At 69.8% G+C, this 14,711-nt stretch carries 20 protein-coding genes and 1 tRNA gene; 16 read left to right on the forward strand and 5 right to left on the reverse strand.

All coding sequences use genetic code 11. The features are described from left to right. The coding region (locus tag AOP72_RS02755; protein WP_193746339.1) for a patatin-like phospholipase family protein at window positions 1-395 on the reverse strand (395 nt) is incomplete at its 3' end. A 22-nt stretch (window positions 396-417) separates the two neighbouring features. Here AOP72_RS02755 and AOP72_RS02760 point away from each other — a divergent pair. The 3 genes from AOP72_RS02760 (at window position 418) to AOP72_RS02770 (ending at window position 2,132) form a co-directional block, all read left to right on the forward strand. Next, entirely contained in the window at window positions 418-894 is a 477-nt protein-coding gene (locus AOP72_RS02760) for a hypothetical protein (protein WP_062132060.1), read from the forward strand. Window positions 895-989: 95 nt separating this feature from the next. After that, a complete protein-coding gene (locus AOP72_RS02765; protein ID WP_062132062.1) occupies window positions 990-1,865 on the forward strand; it encodes an aldo/keto reductase in 876 nt (291 codons plus the stop codon). A 24-nt stretch (window positions 1,866-1,889) separates the two neighbouring features. Further along, window positions 1,890-2,132, forward strand: a complete 243-nt coding sequence (locus AOP72_RS02770; protein WP_062132064.1) for a hypothetical protein — start codon at window positions 1,890-1,892, stop codon at window positions 2,130-2,132. Window positions 2,133-2,202: 70 nt separating this feature from the next. Here the strand turns inward: AOP72_RS02770 and AOP72_RS02775 are convergent. Further along, a tRNA-Arg gene (locus tag AOP72_RS02775) sits at window positions 2,203-2,275 on the reverse strand. A gap of 121 nt (window positions 2,276-2,396) precedes the next feature. On the opposite strand from AOP72_RS02775, the gene AOP72_RS02780 reads away from it, so the two are divergent. The 7 genes from AOP72_RS02780 to lysA all read left to right on the forward strand — a co-directional run bounded on the left by AOP72_RS02780 (window position 2,397) and on the right by lysA (window position 7,729). After that, window positions 2,397-2,768 carry a YidH family protein gene (locus AOP72_RS02780; RefSeq protein ID WP_238581588.1) on the forward strand — a complete coding sequence of 124 codons (372 nt, stop codon included), beginning with the start codon at window positions 2,397-2,399 and terminating at the stop codon, window positions 2,766-2,768. Next, window positions 2,765-3,100 carry a DUF202 domain-containing protein gene (locus AOP72_RS02785; RefSeq protein WP_062132066.1) on the forward strand — a complete coding sequence of 112 codons (336 nt, stop codon included), beginning with the start codon at window positions 2,765-2,767 and terminating at the stop codon, window positions 3,098-3,100. The genes AOP72_RS02780 and AOP72_RS02785 overlap by 4 nt, the downstream gene beginning before the upstream one ends. Continuing rightward, on the forward strand, window positions 3,097-3,450 hold the full coding sequence (locus tag AOP72_RS02790) for a DUF3221 domain-containing protein (RefSeq protein ID WP_152650226.1): 354 nt from the start codon (window positions 3,097-3,099) through the stop codon (window positions 3,448-3,450). Before AOP72_RS02785 ends, AOP72_RS02790 begins: the two co-directional genes overlap by 4 nt. Next, on the forward strand, window positions 3,447-4,226 hold the full coding sequence (locus AOP72_RS02795) for an MBL fold metallo-hydrolase (protein ID WP_062132072.1): 780 nt from the start codon (window positions 3,447-3,449) through the stop codon (window positions 4,224-4,226). The genes AOP72_RS02790 and AOP72_RS02795 overlap by 4 nt, the downstream gene beginning before the upstream one ends. A gap of 37 nt (window positions 4,227-4,263) precedes the next feature. Continuing rightward, window positions 4,264-4,644 carry an MmcQ/YjbR family DNA-binding protein gene (locus AOP72_RS02800; protein WP_062132076.1) on the forward strand — a complete coding sequence of 127 codons (381 nt, stop codon included), beginning with the start codon at window positions 4,264-4,266 and terminating at the stop codon, window positions 4,642-4,644. 71 nt (window positions 4,645-4,715) lie between these two features. Further along, complete coding sequence (gene argS / locus AOP72_RS02805) at window positions 4,716-6,392, forward strand: arginine--tRNA ligase (RefSeq protein ID WP_062132079.1); 1,677 nt, start codon at window positions 4,716-4,718, stop codon at window positions 6,390-6,392. A 2-nt stretch (window positions 6,393-6,394) separates the two neighbouring features. Beyond that, window positions 6,395-7,729: a diaminopimelate decarboxylase gene (lysA, locus tag AOP72_RS02810; RefSeq protein WP_062132082.1), complete on the forward strand. Its 1,335-nt coding sequence runs from the start codon at window positions 6,395-6,397 to the stop codon at window positions 7,727-7,729. Between the two features lie 52 nt (window positions 7,730-7,781). On the opposite strand, the gene AOP72_RS02815 is transcribed toward lysA, so the two are convergent. Then, window positions 7,782-8,636 (reverse strand): NmrA family NAD(P)-binding protein, encoded by an 855-nt coding sequence (locus AOP72_RS02815; protein ID WP_062132085.1) that lies wholly within the window; start codon window positions 8,634-8,636, stop codon window positions 7,782-7,784. Between the two features lie 111 nt (window positions 8,637-8,747). On the opposite strand from AOP72_RS02815, the gene AOP72_RS02820 reads away from it, so the two are divergent. The 3 genes from AOP72_RS02820 (at window position 8,748) to AOP72_RS02830 (ending at window position 9,834) form a co-directional block, all read left to right on the forward strand. Continuing rightward, the gene (locus AOP72_RS02820) at window positions 8,748-9,107 is read left to right on the forward strand and encodes a winged helix-turn-helix transcriptional regulator (protein WP_062132088.1); all 360 of its coding nucleotides are present in this window, start codon (window positions 8,748-8,750) and stop codon (window positions 9,105-9,107) included. Between the two features lie 121 nt (window positions 9,108-9,228). After that, complete coding sequence (locus AOP72_RS02825) at window positions 9,229-9,450, forward strand: hypothetical protein (RefSeq protein WP_062132091.1); 222 nt, start codon at window positions 9,229-9,231, stop codon at window positions 9,448-9,450. A 147-nt stretch (window positions 9,451-9,597) separates the two neighbouring features. Continuing rightward, window positions 9,598-9,834, forward strand: coding sequence for a hypothetical protein (locus tag AOP72_RS02830; RefSeq protein ID WP_062132093.1), 237 nt, complete (start codon window positions 9,598-9,600; stop codon window positions 9,832-9,834). A gap of 92 nt (window positions 9,835-9,926) precedes the next feature. Here AOP72_RS02830 and AOP72_RS02835 read toward each other — a convergent pair whose 3' ends face one another. Further along, window positions 9,927-10,484: an arsenate-mycothiol transferase ArsC gene (locus AOP72_RS02835; RefSeq protein WP_084631183.1), complete on the reverse strand. Its 558-nt coding sequence runs from the start codon at window positions 10,482-10,484 to the stop codon at window positions 9,927-9,929. A 15-nt stretch (window positions 10,485-10,499) separates the two neighbouring features. Continuing rightward, the gene (locus tag AOP72_RS02840; RefSeq protein ID WP_152650227.1) at window positions 10,500-11,357 is read right to left on the reverse strand and encodes a DUF817 domain-containing protein; all 858 of its coding nucleotides are present in this window, start codon (window positions 11,355-11,357) and stop codon (window positions 10,500-10,502) included. Between the two features lie 69 nt (window positions 11,358-11,426). On the opposite strand from AOP72_RS02840, the gene AOP72_RS02845 reads away from it, so the two are divergent. Genes AOP72_RS02845 through thrB form a run of 3 tightly spaced genes read left to right on the forward strand, consistent with a single transcriptional unit; the run spans window position 11,427 to window position 14,709 of the window. Continuing rightward, a complete protein-coding gene (locus AOP72_RS02845; RefSeq protein ID WP_062132098.1) occupies window positions 11,427-12,722 on the forward strand; it encodes a homoserine dehydrogenase in 1,296 nt (431 codons plus the stop codon). Continuing rightward, window positions 12,722-13,780 (forward strand): threonine synthase, encoded by a 1,059-nt coding sequence (gene thrC / locus AOP72_RS02850; protein WP_062132101.1) that lies wholly within the window; start codon window positions 12,722-12,724, stop codon window positions 13,778-13,780. The genes AOP72_RS02845 and thrC overlap by 1 nt, the downstream gene beginning before the upstream one ends. 2 nt (window positions 13,781-13,782) lie before the next feature. Next, entirely contained in the window at window positions 13,783-14,709 is a 927-nt protein-coding gene (gene thrB, locus AOP72_RS02855; RefSeq protein WP_062132104.1) for a homoserine kinase, read from the forward strand. Window positions 14,710-14,711 lie beyond the last annotated feature (2 nt).

Consider the following 14,711-nt stretch of genomic DNA (forward strand, 5'->3'; position numbering starts at 1 on the left):
TTCCTGAGAACCGTCACGGTGCGAGTCTCTGCATCGGTGGCGACGGCCCCGTAGGTCACTGGCAGGTCCTCGATCGCCGCATCCCCGGCGACTGTCCGCACCGTCTCACGGAGCGCATCGGCGGTCAGCAGGCCCAGTCCGGGCCTAGGGGTGAAGGTGCCGAACGTGCTCCACGAGGCATTCACGACGTGGTCCTCGAGGGCGTACGGATCGAGCCCCACGGCGTAGGCGGCACCCACGACCGCTCCGGCTGAGGTCCCTGCGACGATGCTGGGTGCGATGCCGCGTTCGCGGAGCACCTGCAGCACCCCCACGTGCGCTGCCCCGAGGGCTCCGCCGCCTCCGAGAGCGAGCCCAAGCCGCGGCACGCGGGTGAGGTCCTGCACGGCTGTCATGGCGCCATCGTAGGCTGGCGGGATGTCACACGAGCCCGACGATCGCCCACGCACCTGGGTTCCCCTGGCGGCGGCCGCGGCAGTGGCCGCTGTGGTCGTGGCTGTCGCGGTCGTCTCCTTCGCGCTCGGTGGAGGGCCCGACGAGACCGAAGCCGCCGTGATCGCCGCATGTGAGGCGGAGTACGCCGACACTGGCGGCCCCGCGATCGTCTCTGGCGAGATCTACGACCCCACTGAGTGGCGCGAGCACTACGCCGTCGTGGAGGAACAGGCGGACGTGCCGACGCCTCTGGGTGACCTGTCCGATGACGCAGTCGCGGCGTGGGAGGCGCGGGCGGAGTCCTTCGTCGACAGCGGCGTGGGCACGATGGTGATCGTGTGGCTGCTCGAGGACGATGCGCTCGCGCAGTGCGCCGTTCCCGTCGAGGACGGTGCCGTCGACGCGCAGCGTGCGGTGGTGGGGTCCCTCGAAGTCGAGCCCGCAGGAGCGGCCGCATAGCGCGACGGTGGGGAAGCACGCACGCGTGAGTTGCGTTGTCCGCCACAGCCGCTACGTTCGATTGTGGACCAGGACCTTCAGACATAGGGAGACGCATGGAGCAGCGCAAGCTCGGAGACCGTACCGTCGGCGCGATCGGCCTGGGCGGCATGCCCATGTCGATCGAGGGACGGCCTGACGAGGCGAGGGCGATCGCAACGATCCACGCGGCGCTGGACGCCGGCGTCACTCTCATCGACACCGCGGACGCCTACCATCTCAATCCCGGCGAGACCGGGCACAACGAGGCGCTCATCGCGCGCGCCCTGATGGTGTACTCGGGTCCGGCCGACACGTCCCAGGTGCTCGTCGCCACCAAGTCGGGCTCGCTCCGCCCCGGCGACGGCACGTGGCATCAGAACGGCGACCCCGACTACCTGAAGTCCGCCGCCAAGGCCTCCGCCCAGCGGCTCGGCGTCGAGGCGATCGGCCTGCATCAGTTCCACCGCCCGGACCCTCGCGTGCCGTTCGCGGACTCCGTGGGGGCCTTCGCCGAACTGCTCGACGAGGGCGTGATCCAGATGGCGGGCATCTCCAACGCCGACACGGCGCAGATCCGCGAGGCTCACGAGGTGCTGGGTGGCCGGCTCGTGAGCGTGCAGAACCAGTTCTCGCCGCGGTTCGTGTCGAGTTACCCGGAGCTCGAGCTGTGTGCTGAACTCGGCATCGCGTTCCTCCCGTGGAGCCCTCTTGGCGGCATCGGTCGCGCGGGGGATGTGGGCACCGAGCACGTGCCCTTCCAGGAGGTCGCCGATGCGCGGGGCATCTCCCCGCAGCAGGCGGTGCTCGCGTGGGAGCTTGCGCTCTCCGACGTCGTGATTCCCATTCCCGGGGCATCGCGGCCGAGCTCGATCCTCGACTCCGCCGGTGCGGCGGAGATCGATCTGACCGAGGATGAGATGGCCGCACTGGCGGTCGTCCTCGGGGACTGACCCCTACGACGTCGGGAGGACATCATGGGTCGCAAGATTGCAGTGAGAGTCGGCGAGACGGTCGGGATCGGTCTCATCGGCGACGGCGTGATCGGGCTGTTGCAGCCCGATCAGCACATCGCGCGGTGGGAGTCCGGACCGGCGTGGTGGCAGCGGGCGCTGAAGCCCTTTGTCGGCAACGCACGCAACACCCGCACGTTCGCCGCAGCCGAGGTGGTGGCGGGCGTCGCCATCGTGTGGCTCCTGCCGCCGGGTCGCAAGGACTAGACGCGACGAAGCCGGAGGGACCCACGCCTTTCAGCGTGCCCTCCGGCTTCTGTGTCGCGAGCATGCGACGCGCCCTCGACAGGAATCGAACCTGCGACCTTCGGTACCGGAAACCGGTGCTCTATCCGCTGAGCTACGAGGGCAAGACGGGATCAACCCGCGAGGATCAAGGTTACCAGCAGGACCGGTGCCCGCTGAGTCCGCCCGGCGAAGCACGTGGTCGTGCCACCCTCCCCGGCGGGGGACCCGGCATAGTCTGGAACCATGGCCGCACCCGACATGTCCCAGCGCTTTCCCCGCCGTGTCTACAGCGTCGGTGACGAGCCGGACCCGCGGTTCAGTCTCGCGAACGAGCGCACGTATCTCGCGTGGACGCGCACCGCGCTCGCGTTCTTCGCCGCCGGGGTCGCTCTCGAGGCGCTCGATGTGCCCATCGACGCGGACCTGCGCATGTGGGCCGCCGCGCTGTTCGTCGTGCTGGGCATCCTTGCCGCCGTCGAGGGGCTGCTGGGGTGGTTCCGCACAGAGAAGGCGATGCGATTGCGTACTCCGCTTCGCGGTCCCTCCGTCGCACCCGTGCTGACGGTGGGCATGATCGTCGGCGTCGTGATGGTCGCGGTGGGTCTGCTCTGGTGAGCGAGCGCGGTCCCTTCGACGAGGGTCTCCAGGCTGAGCGCACGCTGCTCGCGTGGCGCCGCACCGCGCTGTCCTTCGCGGTCGCCTCGCTCATGGGCATCAAGGTGATGGCCGACGCGGGGGTGGCGGTCATCGTGCTCGCTCTTGCGGGCGTCGCGCTGGGCGGCGTTGCGTACGTGGTCGCCTCGGCGCGGTATCGCACGGCGCATGCGCAGTTGGTCACCGACGGCACCGCTCCGCGCCCGGGCCTGGCGCTCGCGGCGATGTCGGCGAGCGTGCTCGTGCTCGGTGTCGCGTGCGCGGCCTACGTCTTCGCCGGGGCGCTGTCGTGATGAGGCGCAGCGCCGCCTTGGTGGTGGCGGTCGTGGCGTGCGGTGGCGTGCTGTCCGCGTGCGGGTCCGGCTCGACGCCGGAGCGCGAGGCCGATGCGGTGGGTACGGCAGCGTCGGTCGGCCTGGAGGAGAGCGCCGTCCGGGTGAGCTTCGCGCACGACGCCGGATACGAGTACTTCGACGGCACGGTGTTCGTGCTGCACGACGGGGTGACGGTGGTCGGGGCCGCATCGGCGGCGAGCGACATCACGGCAGGAGATCGGCTGCGCGTATGGACGGGCGCATGTGCGGAGTCGTTCCCGGTGCAGTGCGAAGTCGAGGCCGTCGAGGTGCTTGACTTGTCTCCATGACCGGCACCCCCCAGGCCACGCTCGTCGGCGGCCCCACCGTAGTCCTCGAGTACGCGGGACTGACCTTCCTCACCGACCCGACCTTCGACCCTCCCGGTCAGGTGGGCAACCTCACCAAGCTCGAGGGGCCGGCGCTCTCTCACGGCGACATTGGGCACATCGATGTGGTGCTGCTCTCGCACGATGAGCACGAGGACAACCTCGACGTCTCAGGACGCACCGTGCTGGACCTCGTGCCGCACGTGCTCACCACGCCCTCAGGCGGGACGCGCATCGGCCGCGCTCAGGGCATGCGGCGCTGGGATCAGGCCATCATCCCCGGTGGTGCGTCGCCGGTGACGATCACCGCAGTGCCGGCCCGTCACGGTCCAAGCGTCATCAAGCACCTCACTGGCCAAGTCACCGGGTTCGTCCTCGAGGCCGAGGGCTGGCCCACGGTGTACATCTCGGGAGACAACTCCTCGGTGAAGAAGGTCGCCCGAGTGGCCGAGCGTTTCCCGGACGTCAGCGTCGCGTTCGTCTTCGCGGGTGGGGCGCGGGTCGAGCGGCTGGGGGACATGCTGCTGACTCTCGATGCCGAGCGAGTGGCCCAGATCGCCGGACTGTGGCCTGACGCGGCTGTGTGCCCCGTGCACATCGACGACTGGGCTCACTTCGCACAGCCGCGCGCCGACCTCGTCGCCTGGTTCGAGGAAGCGGGGCAGCTCGACACCATCACGCTCCTCGAGCGCGGAGTGCGCACCGCGCTGCCTGCCGAGGCGGCATCGGCGTCCTGACGCGCGTGTGTCAGAGGGGGCGCCTAGCGTGGCCGGCATGAGCGAGCCCTCCGACCTGCCCACCGTCGACCAGTGGATGCTGGAGGTGCTGGCGCGACTGCCGGGATCCCAGGTGGTGCCGTACGCCGCGTGGGGGTCGCAGACCTTTCAGGTGGGAGGCAAGCACTTTGGGCGCTTCGGTGTGCATCCCAGCGGCGCGCGCATCGTCACCGTGAAGGGTGATCCGGACGTCAATGCGGCGCTCGTGGCGCAGTTCGAGGCCGTGACTCCCGGGTACTACGCGGACAAGCGGCGGTGGATCTCGATCGAGGTGGACGATCCCGCGCTGCCGCGCGACGTGGCGATCGAGGCGCTGGAGACCGCCTACGCCTTGGTCAGGCAAGGACTGCCCAAGCGAGTGCAGGCCTCGCTCGGGTGACGCCGCGAGCGGCCCGGTGCGCCTCGCATCGGCCGCGCGCCCGGGCGCTGTCGCGCCGATACACTCGAGAAGTGACCCCTGACGAGCTCTCCCAGACGATCCGTGCCGCCCTGCTTCAGGGCATCGACGACAGCGACTTCCAGTTGTCGCCGTTCGACGTGCCAGAGGACGTGCGCGTGGAACGACCCCGCCAGCGCGAGCACGGCGACTGGTCGACCAACGTCGCGATGCAGCTCGCCAAGCGCGCGGGAACGAGCCCGCGCGATTTCGCGCAGACCCTCGCCGAGCGGCTCGGAGAGCTGGAAGGCATCGACAGCGCGGAGGTCGCCGGCCCGGGCTTCCTCAACATTCGCCTGGCGGCCTCCGCCGCAGGCGAGCTGGCGCGCGGGATCGTCGAGTACGGCGCGGACTACGGGCGCGGTGAGTCCCTGACCGGCAAGACGGTCAACGTCGAGTTCGTCTCGGCGAACCCCACTGGGCCGATTCACCTGGGCGGCACCCGCTGGGCCGCAGTCGGCGACTCGATCGCACGCCTGCTCGAGTTCCACGGCGCGCAGGTGGTGCGCGAGTACTACTTCAACGATCACGGCAGCCAGATCGACAGATTCGCCGCCTCACTGTTCGCAGTGGTGTCTGGCGAGCCCGCACCCGAGGACGGTTACAGCGGCCAGTACATCCAGGACATCGCGGATCAGGTGATGGTCGAGGCGATGGCGGCGGGGGACAAGGACCCGCTCGAGATGCCGCGCGAGCAGGCACTCGAGTTCTTCCGCGACCGCGGGGTGACGCTGATGTTCGGCGAGATCAAGCAGTCGTTGCACGACTTCGGCGTCGAGTTCGACGTGTACTTCCATGAGGACTCGCTGCACCATTCGGGCAAGGTCGAGCGTGCGCTCGCGGAGCTCAAGGCCTCCGGCGCGCTGTACGAATCGGACGGTGCGTGGTGGCTGCGCAGCTCCGAGTACGGCGACGAGAAGGACCGCGTGGTCATCAAGTCGGACGGACATGCGGCGTACATCGCCGGCGACATCGCGTACATTCGCGACAAGGCCGAGCGCGGGGCGGACCTGTGCGTGTACCTGCTCGGCGCCGACCATCACGGATACATCGCGCGGCTCAAGGCGGGCGCGGCGGCGCTCGGCTACGCCCCCGAGATCGTCGAGGTCATCATCGGGCAGATGGTCAACCTGGTGAAGGACGGCGAGCCGGTGCGGATGTCCAAGCGCGCGGGAAATGTCGTGACCATGGAGGATCTCGTGGAGGCCGTCGGCGTGGACGCCGCCCGCTACGCGCTCGCGCGCTCCAGCGCCGACCAGTCGATCGACATCGACCTCGACCTGCTGGCCTCGCAGTCCAACGCCAACCCCGTGTTCTACGTCCAGTACGCACACGCGCGCACTTCGGGCGTGTCCCGCAACGCGGCCGAGTACGGCATCCGTCGCGAGGACGGCTTCGACGCCTCGCTCCTGGAGCACGAGTGGGAGGCCAAGCTGCTGGGCGTCCTCGGTGAGTTCCCGCGCGTGGTCACCATGGCCGCGCAGCACCGCGAGCAGCACCGGGTGGCGCGCTATCTCGAGGAGGTGGCCTCGGTGTATCACGGCTGGTACGACCGCACCCGTGTGACGCCTCAGGGCGACGAGGAGATCACCGACCTGCACCGCACCCGCCTGTGGCTCAACGACGCTACGCGGCAGGTGCTGGCGAACGGCCTGCACCTGCTCGGCGTGTCCGCGCCGGAGCGGATGTAGCCGTGTCGGTGTGGTCGAGCACCGTTCAGCGCGGTGAGGACGGAGCGCTGGCCGTCGGCGGCGTCGACGTGCGCGAACTCGTCGGCGAGCACGGCACGCCGCTGTACGTGGTGGACGAGACTGACTTCCGCGCCCGCGCATCGGCCTTCCGGGACCACTTCGGAGCGGCATTTGCCCGTCACGGCGCTGAGGTCGACGTCTACTACGCCGGCAAGGCCTTCCTGTGCTCGCAGGTCTCGGCGTGGATGCACGACGAGGGGCTGCACCTCGACGTGGCGTCCCTCGGCGAGCTGGAGATCGCACTGCGGGGCGGCATGCCCGCCGAGCGCATCGGCCTGCACGGCAACAACAAGGCGGATGACGAACTGAGGCGTGCGCTCATCGCGGGCGTGGGCCGGATCATCGTCGACTCGTTCACCGAGATCGAGATCCTCGACGCCCTCGCGCGCGAGCTTGGAGTCGTGGCTCCCGTGATGGTGCGCGTCACGACCGGTGTGCACGCGGGCGGCCACGAGTACATCGCGACGGCTCACGAGGACCAGAAGTTCGGGCTGTCGCTCGCGTCGGGTGCCGCGCTGCGCGCGCTCCGTGCGTGCCACGAGGCTCCCCACCTGAGCCTGTCGGGCATCCACACGCACATCGGCAGCCAGATCATGTCGATCGAGGCGTTTCGCGAGTCGGCGGAGCGGATGCTCGGCCTTCGCGGTGCGTTCACGGCCTCGACCGGCGCCGAGCTGCCCGAGGTCGATCTCGGCGGCGGCTACGCGATCCAGTACACCGAGGACGCGGAGGCGCTGGATCCCGCAGAGGCCGCCTACGCGATCGCCGATGCGGTGGCTGCGGTCATGGAGACGGTCGGCGGCACGTGGCCGCGCTTAAGCATCGAGCCGGGGCGCGCCATCGCCGGACCGGCTGGCCTCACCCTGTACCGCGTGGGCGTGGTGAAGTCGGTGGACCTCGACGACGGCGGTCGTCGTGCCTACGTCGCGGTCGATGGCGGGATGAGCGACAACATGCGTCCGGTGACGTACGGCGCGCACTACACGGCCGCGATCGCGTCACGCGTGTCGGTGGCGGACCGCGTCGCCTCGCGCGTGGTGGGCAAGCATTGCGAGTCGGGAGACATCGTGGTGCGCGACGTGCAGCTTCCGAACGATGTGGCTCGGGGCGACCTCCTGGCCGTGCCCGCGACCGGCGCATACGGGCGCTCCATGGCGTCGAACTACAACGCCGCGCTGCGGCCCGCCGTCGTGGCGGTCCGCGACGGCCGGTCTCGCGTGCTCGTGCGCCGCGACACCATCGACGACCTCCTGGCACTGGACGTCGCCCCCGAGTGAGGCGCGCCCGCCCGCCGCGAGCAGCGACGGGCGGACGCGAGGGGGCCTTCGGTCAGAGCGCGGCGCGCACTGCGGACTCGAGCGAGGCAGGCGCGCGTCCGATCAGGCGCTCGAGGTCGGTCGACTCGGTGAAGAGGTCTCCCTTCGCGATCGACGCGTCCACGGACGCCCAGAAGCCCGCCGTGCCTGGATCCATGCCTGCGGCCTCCTGCAGGGTCGACGACAGCTCGTCGACGCTGACGTCGCGGTGAGTGACGGTGGTGCCGGTGACGGCGGTCACCGTGCTCGCCAGCTCGTCGAACGTGAAGGTGACGCCGCCGATCTCGTACGTGACGCCCTCCTCGTCCTGGATCGCGGCGACGGCCGCAGCATCGGCGAAGTCCGACCGCGTGCCCGCCGTGAGCGGTGCACCGCCGGTCGCGCCGAGGATGGTGCCCGAGGCCAAGTACTGGCCGATCTGCCCGGTGTAGTTCTCGAGGTACCAGGAGTTGCGCAGGACGGTCGCCGGGATGGCCGAGGCGTCCAGCGCCGTCTCTGTCTCGACGTGTTCGGGTGCGAGGCCGAGGGTCGACGTGTCCGCCTTCAGGATCGAGGTGTAGACGATGCGCGAGACCCCGGCACGCTCTGCGGCGCCGATCACCGCGGCGTGCTGGGCGCTGCGCTTGCCTACCTCGGAGGACGAGACCAGCACGAGTCGTGTCACCCCGTCGAGGGCGGCGTCGAGTGACGCAGCGTCCTCATAGTCGCCGAACCGGACCTGGACGCCGCGCTCCGCGAGGTCCTTCACCTTGGCGGTGGTGCGGGCGATGGCGACGATGTCGGCGGCGGGGACGCCACGCGCGAGCAGGCTCTCGACAATGAGGCGGCCCAGGTGTCCGCTGGTCCCGGTGACGGCGAAAGTAGTCATGAGTCGTGTCCTTCTGCTTGGATCGATGAGGTGAGCATCGACGCTAACCACAAGAAAGCACTATCCATTCCGCAGTGCCTCATCGAGAGTGGTCGAGGCTAGTCTGGAGCAGTGGCAGACAACGGTCCTGACCCGACGCTCGTGGTCAGCGTCTTCGCGCGTGAGTGCACCTCGCGCGCCCTCTTCGAGGACGTCACCGGCAAGTGGGCGTCGCTCGTGCTGCTCGCTCTCGACGAGGGGCCCCGGCGGTTCGGTGAGCTCCGACGGCGCGTCGAAGGGGTGAGCGAGAAGATGCTCTCCCAGGCGCTCAAGACGCTCGAGGGTGGCGGCATGGTCGCGCGGACCGCTCACCCGCAATCGCCGCCGCGGGTGGACTACGAGTTGACCGAGCTTGGCGCCCAGGTGGCGGCCCGGCTGCGCGGCCTCGCGTTGCTGCTGGAGGACACGGCCGCGGCGCGGCTCTCCGACTGACGCGCGGTCCCGTCTCCACTGCTAGAACGCCGATCGTGCGAGGCATGGAAGCGCCCAAGGGAAGGAATTGTTCTCCCCACTGGACGGCAAAGTGCCGTCCAATGACGGAGGGAGAGACACCATGCCAGACCCCACCGACCAGAGCAAGGAAGAGTTCCGCGAGGGTACCGAGACCCTGCAGAGCATCGCCGACGATGTCGAGGCCGAGCGCGAGCGCACAGGGGGCGGGACCGACCTGCCGAGCGACGACGCCGGATCCGAGGGTGCTGCCGAGACTCGAGAGGACCATCTCGAGCCCGACGTGGACACCCCGCTCGATCCCCGGCTCGACGACCAGAAGTAGACCGACGCACCTGCGAGGCACCGCTTCTGCGGCACCTGTGAAAGGTCTGAGAACGCCGCCGGCGTTGCCCGAGGTGAGCGGGCGGCCTCACCGTCGTCCGGTCCAGGGCACCAGAGCGGTGCCTGCAGTGGACGGAGGGAGACCATCATGGCGAAGTTCGCCGACGAGGGCACTGAAGATCTGCAGCACCTCGCTGACGAGGTGGAGAAGGAGCGTGAGGCCACGGGTCATACGCCCTTCGACGACGTCCCTGAGTCCGATGAGCCGGACCGCACCACCCGCGAGGACCACGAGGGCGTCGACGACGGCCTGGGCGATGCGAGCGACCCCGCACGGGCCGGAATCGTCGGCGCTGCGGGCCGCGTGCAACGGCCTGGCATCTGATCCGCCCTCACCGTTGCGAATGCCCGGGTGCCGACAGGCCCCGGGCATTCGTGCCTCACCCGTGAAGGCGGTGGCGCCGCCGAACCGAGCGGTCAGCCGTCGGCCAGCCTCGCCCACGCGGTGATCGCCACCAGCGACTCCGCGATCTCGTCCATGACCCGGTCGTAGGTCTCCTGGTCGAGCGACCACGGATCGTCGAGGCTTCTCAGCGGTGCGGCCTGCTCCTTGCGGGCCGTGTGCAGCGCGGCTGCGGTGTTCATGAGCCGCTCCCGAGGCGAGGCGCCCATGGGCGGCTCCGCCCGCTCGGTGAGTTCGTGGGCCTCCTTGATACCGAAGGAGTGCGCCGGCACGCCGTTCCACTCCTCCTCGATCCACGTCGCATGCTGCTGGGTGGCGACGAGCACCAAGTCCGCGTTCTCGATGATGCGGTGGTCGAGCTGGGTGGGGCGATGGCGGGGGATGTCCAGCCCATGCCTGCGTGCTGACATGCGCATCGGTGTCGGGACATCCATCCCGATCTCTGCGTGGATGCCGGCACTGGTGACCTCTGCCGCGTCACCCCATTCGTTCTGTGCGAAGTAGTGCATCGCGGGGGAGCGGCAGATGTTTCCGGTGCAGACCATGACGACTCGTGCGGGGCGTTCATTCATGATGTCGACCCTACGTCAGCTGTCCGCGCCGCCCGGATCGTCCCTTTGCCGGACCGTGGGACCATCGCCAGGATGGCCGTAGAAGGTCCCCTCGTACTGCTTGAGGGTCGCGATGATGACGAAGCTCAGCGTCACCAGCAGCGCCCACGATCCCAGCTTGCCCATGTGCACTGCCTGCCATAGGTCTGCCTGATCCGGGTACTGCCATGCGCCCAGGAACGTCCCCATGTTCTCCGCGCCCCAGAGGAAGAAGCCGATCAGCACGAACGCGATCGCGAGCGGCATGCGCAGACGACGATCCCCGATCGAGTAGTGCACGGACGTGCCCCACATCGCGGCGAGGAACGCGGCAGCGGTCGCCCACCTCAGGTCCCAGATCCAATGATGGGTGAAGAAGTTCAGATACGCGGCGACCGCGAGGATCGCCATGGGCACGCTGCGGTAGCCCGTGATGCGCAGATCGAAGCGCCGCCACGCTTGGCACAGGTACGAGCCCACAGCGGCGTACATGAAGCCCGAGTACAGCGGCACGCCGGCGATCATCGTGACGCCCGCGTCGGGGTACGTCCAAGAGCCCTGCGCGACCTTGAAGATCTCGAGCCCGAGCCCCAGCAGATGGAAGGCGGCGATCACACCGACCTCGCGGGCGGTCTCGTAGCCGGACCACCACAGGCCCACCGTGATGGCGAGCCCCGCGATCAGCAGCGCGTCGTACCTCGCGATCGGCAGCACGACCACGTCCGTGAACGCCATCGCCGCGAACAGCAGGATCGCGAACACGAGGCTCTGGAGCTGTGTGACGACGAAACGCCACACCAGCCGCAGCTCCTCGCCCACGCGGGCGCGCACGCGGGTCTGAGGGCTCGCGGTCATGGCCCCATCATGACTGACCCCCCGCCCGATGCGCGGACGTTCGTGAGCGCGTGCCCCTCCGATAGAGTTGTGGCCGTGTCTCCCACCTCCGCTCCCGTGAAGATCGCCGTGCTCGGATGCGGCACCGTCGGCACCCAAGTGGTGCGACTGCTGCTCGAGCAGGCGGGTGACCTCGCTGCGCGCGTCGGCGCTCCGGTGGAGCTGGCGGGAATCTACGTGCGCGACACGAGCACACCCCGTGAACCGGCGGTCCCTGTGGATGCGCTCACCTCCGATGCCGAGGCGCTTGTGGACTCTTCTGACGTCGTCGTCGAGGTCATGGGTGGCATCGAGCCGGCGCGCACCCTCATCCTCCGTGCCCTCGAGCGCGGGTCGGCGGTCGTCACCGCCAACAAGGCCCTGCTCGCGCAGGGCGGGGCCGAGCTGTACGAGGCGGCCGATGCGGCGGGGGCCGACCTCTACTACGAGGCCGCCGTCGCCGGCGCCATCCCGATCGTGCGTCCCGTACGCGAATCCCTCGCCGGCGACCGCGTGACCCGCATCCTGGGAGTCGTCAACGGCACCACCAACTATGTGCTCGACGAGATGACGTCCAAGGGACTCGACTACGACGACGTCGTGGCGGAGGCGCAGCGCCTGGGCTATGCGGAGGCGGACCCCACCGCCGATGTGGGCGGCCACGACGCCGCAGCGAAAGCCGCGATCCTTGCCTCGCTGGCCTTCCACCAGCGGGTCGGCATCGACGACGTCTACTGCGAGGGCATCACGGAGGTCACCGCGGACGACATCGCCGCCGCCACGGAGACCGGCCGGGTCATCAAGCTGCTGGCCGTCGCCGAGCAGACCGACGAGGGCGTCTCGGTTCGCGTCCACCCCACGCTGTTGCCCCGCGAGCACCCGCTGGCCGGCGTGCGCGGGGCCTTCAACGCCGTGTTCGTCGAGGCCGAGGCCGCCGGCGAGCTGATGTTCTACGGACAGGGCGCCGGCGGGGTGCCCACCGCATCGGCCGTGCTCGGTGACGTCGTCTCCGTCGCGCGCCACAAGGCGGGCGGAGGCAAGGGGCCGCGCGAGTCCAACTACGCGCTGCTCGACGTGCTGCCGATGTCCGCCGCGATGACCCGGTATGCGGTGCGCATGAGCGTGCCCGACCGCCCCGGCGTGCTCGCCGCCGTCGCGACCATCTTCGCTTCGCACGGCGTGGGCATCGAGTCCGTGCGGCAGATGCCGGGCAAAGGGCACGCTGGGCTGATCCTGTCCACCCACCGGGCCCAGGAGTCGGCGCTGAGCGCGACCGTCGAGGACCTGCGTGCGACCGACGCCGTCAACGAGGTGTGGTCGGTGCTGCGTATCGAGGGAGAGCTGTAGTGGCACACGTGTGGCGCGGCATCATTCGCGAGTACCGGGACCGGCTGCCGTTCGACGAGTCCGATCAGGTGGTGACCCTGGGCGAGGGAGGGACACCGCTGGTGCATGCCCGGTCGATCTCCTCCGAGGTGGGCGCCGAGGTCTTCGTCAAGGTCGAGGGGATGAACCCCACCGGCTCCTTCAAGGACCGCGGCATGACCGCCGCGATGACCCAGGTGGTCAAGAGCGGGGACCACACCGTGGTGTGCGCCTCGACGGGCAACACCTCCGCATCGGCCGCCGCGTACGCCGCGCACGCCGGGCTCACCTGCGTGGTGATGATCCCGCAGGGCAAGATCGCGGCAGGCAAGATGGCCCAGGCCATCGTGCACGGCGCGCGCCTGGTGCAGGTGGATGGCAACTTCGACGAGTGCCTCGACATCGTGCGGGCCCTCAGCGAGGAGTACCCCGTCGCCCTGGTGAACTCCGTCAACCCCTTCCGCCTCCAGGGCCAGAAGACGGCGGCGTTCGAGATCGTCGACCAGTTGGGTGACGCCCCGGACATTCACATGCTGCCGGTCGGCAACGCCGGCAACATCTCCGCGTACTGGATGGGCTTCCGCGAGTACGCGGAGTCGGGCCCCGCGACTCGCACTCCCCGCATCTGGGGAGTGCAGGCCGAGGGCGCCGCGCCGTTCGTGGCGGGGCACCCCATCAAGGACCCCGAGACGGTCGCGACCGCGATCCGCATCGGCAAGCCCGCCTCGTGGGACCTGGCGATCGCCGCGCGCGACGACTCCGGCGGGTGGATTCGCGCCGTCTCCGACACCGAGATCCTTGCCGCCCAGCAGCGCCTGGCCGCCGACGTGGGAGTCTTCGTCGAACCCGCATCGGCCGCCCCGATCGCGGGACTTCTCGCTGCCGGCGCCAAGGGGGAGGTGCCGCGCGGAGCGACCATCACGTGCACCGTGACCGGCAATGGACTCAAGGACACGGCGACCGCGCTCGCGGGCCACGAGGTCGAACCAGTCGTCATCCCCGTGGACGTCGAGGCCGCCGCGCAGGCGCTGGGGCTGTAGGCATGAGGCTCGTCGCTGATCGCGTGCGGGTGCAGGTGCCCGCCACCGCAGGCAACCTCGGACCGGGCTTCGACGCGCTCGGACTCGCCCTGGGTGTCGCGGACGAACTTGACGTGCGCGCCGTCGCGGCCTCAGACGTCGGCATCGAGATCGAGGGCGAGGGTGCCGATTCGCTGCCTCGGGACGACACTCACCTGGTGGTGCGCGCGCTGCGCGAGGCGCTCGACCACGTGGGCGCGTCGCAGGTGGGGCTCGCCATCCGTGCGACGAACCGCATTCCGCACGGGCGTGGGCTGGGGTCCTCTGCGGCAGCGGTCGTGGCGGGCATCTGGGCCGCGCGCGGCCTGATCGCCGAGCCGGACGCGCTGTCGGCCGAGGTGGCTCTCGAGCTCGCGACCCGTTTCGAAGGACACCCCGACAACGCTGCACCCGCCATCCTGGGCGGCGCCACCGTCGCGTGGCAGGACTCGGAAGGCGCACACGCCCGGCCGCTCGTCATGGCGGACGAGATCGAGACTGCGGTGCTGATTCCGCGATCGGTGCTGCCCACGACGCAGGCCCGTTCCGTCTTGCCCGCTCAGGTCCCGCATGCGGACGCCGCCTTCAACGCCGGCCGCGCCGCGCTGCTGGTGAACGCGCTCGCGGGGCGCCCGGAGGATCTGTTCCCCGCCACCGAGGACCGTCTTCACCAGGGCTATCGCGCCGAGGTGATGGCGGCCGCAGCGGCCATGATCGCGCATCTGCGTGCGCAGGGCATCGCCGCCGTCGTGTCCGGGGCCGGGCCGTCGGTGCTGGTGCTCGGTACGGACCTGGCGTCCCACGGCCTGTCCACCGGCCCGCTCTCGTGGGCAGAGGGCATCGGCGACGAGTCCTGGCGTTGCGTCCACACGGTGGAGCGCGTGCCTGGAGCGATGGTGGAGCGGCTCTAGGC

Origin of the sequence: Demequina aestuarii, assembly GCF_000975095.1 — a bacterium.
GTDB lineage: Bacteria > Actinomycetota > Actinomycetes > Actinomycetales > Demequinaceae > Demequina > Demequina aestuarii.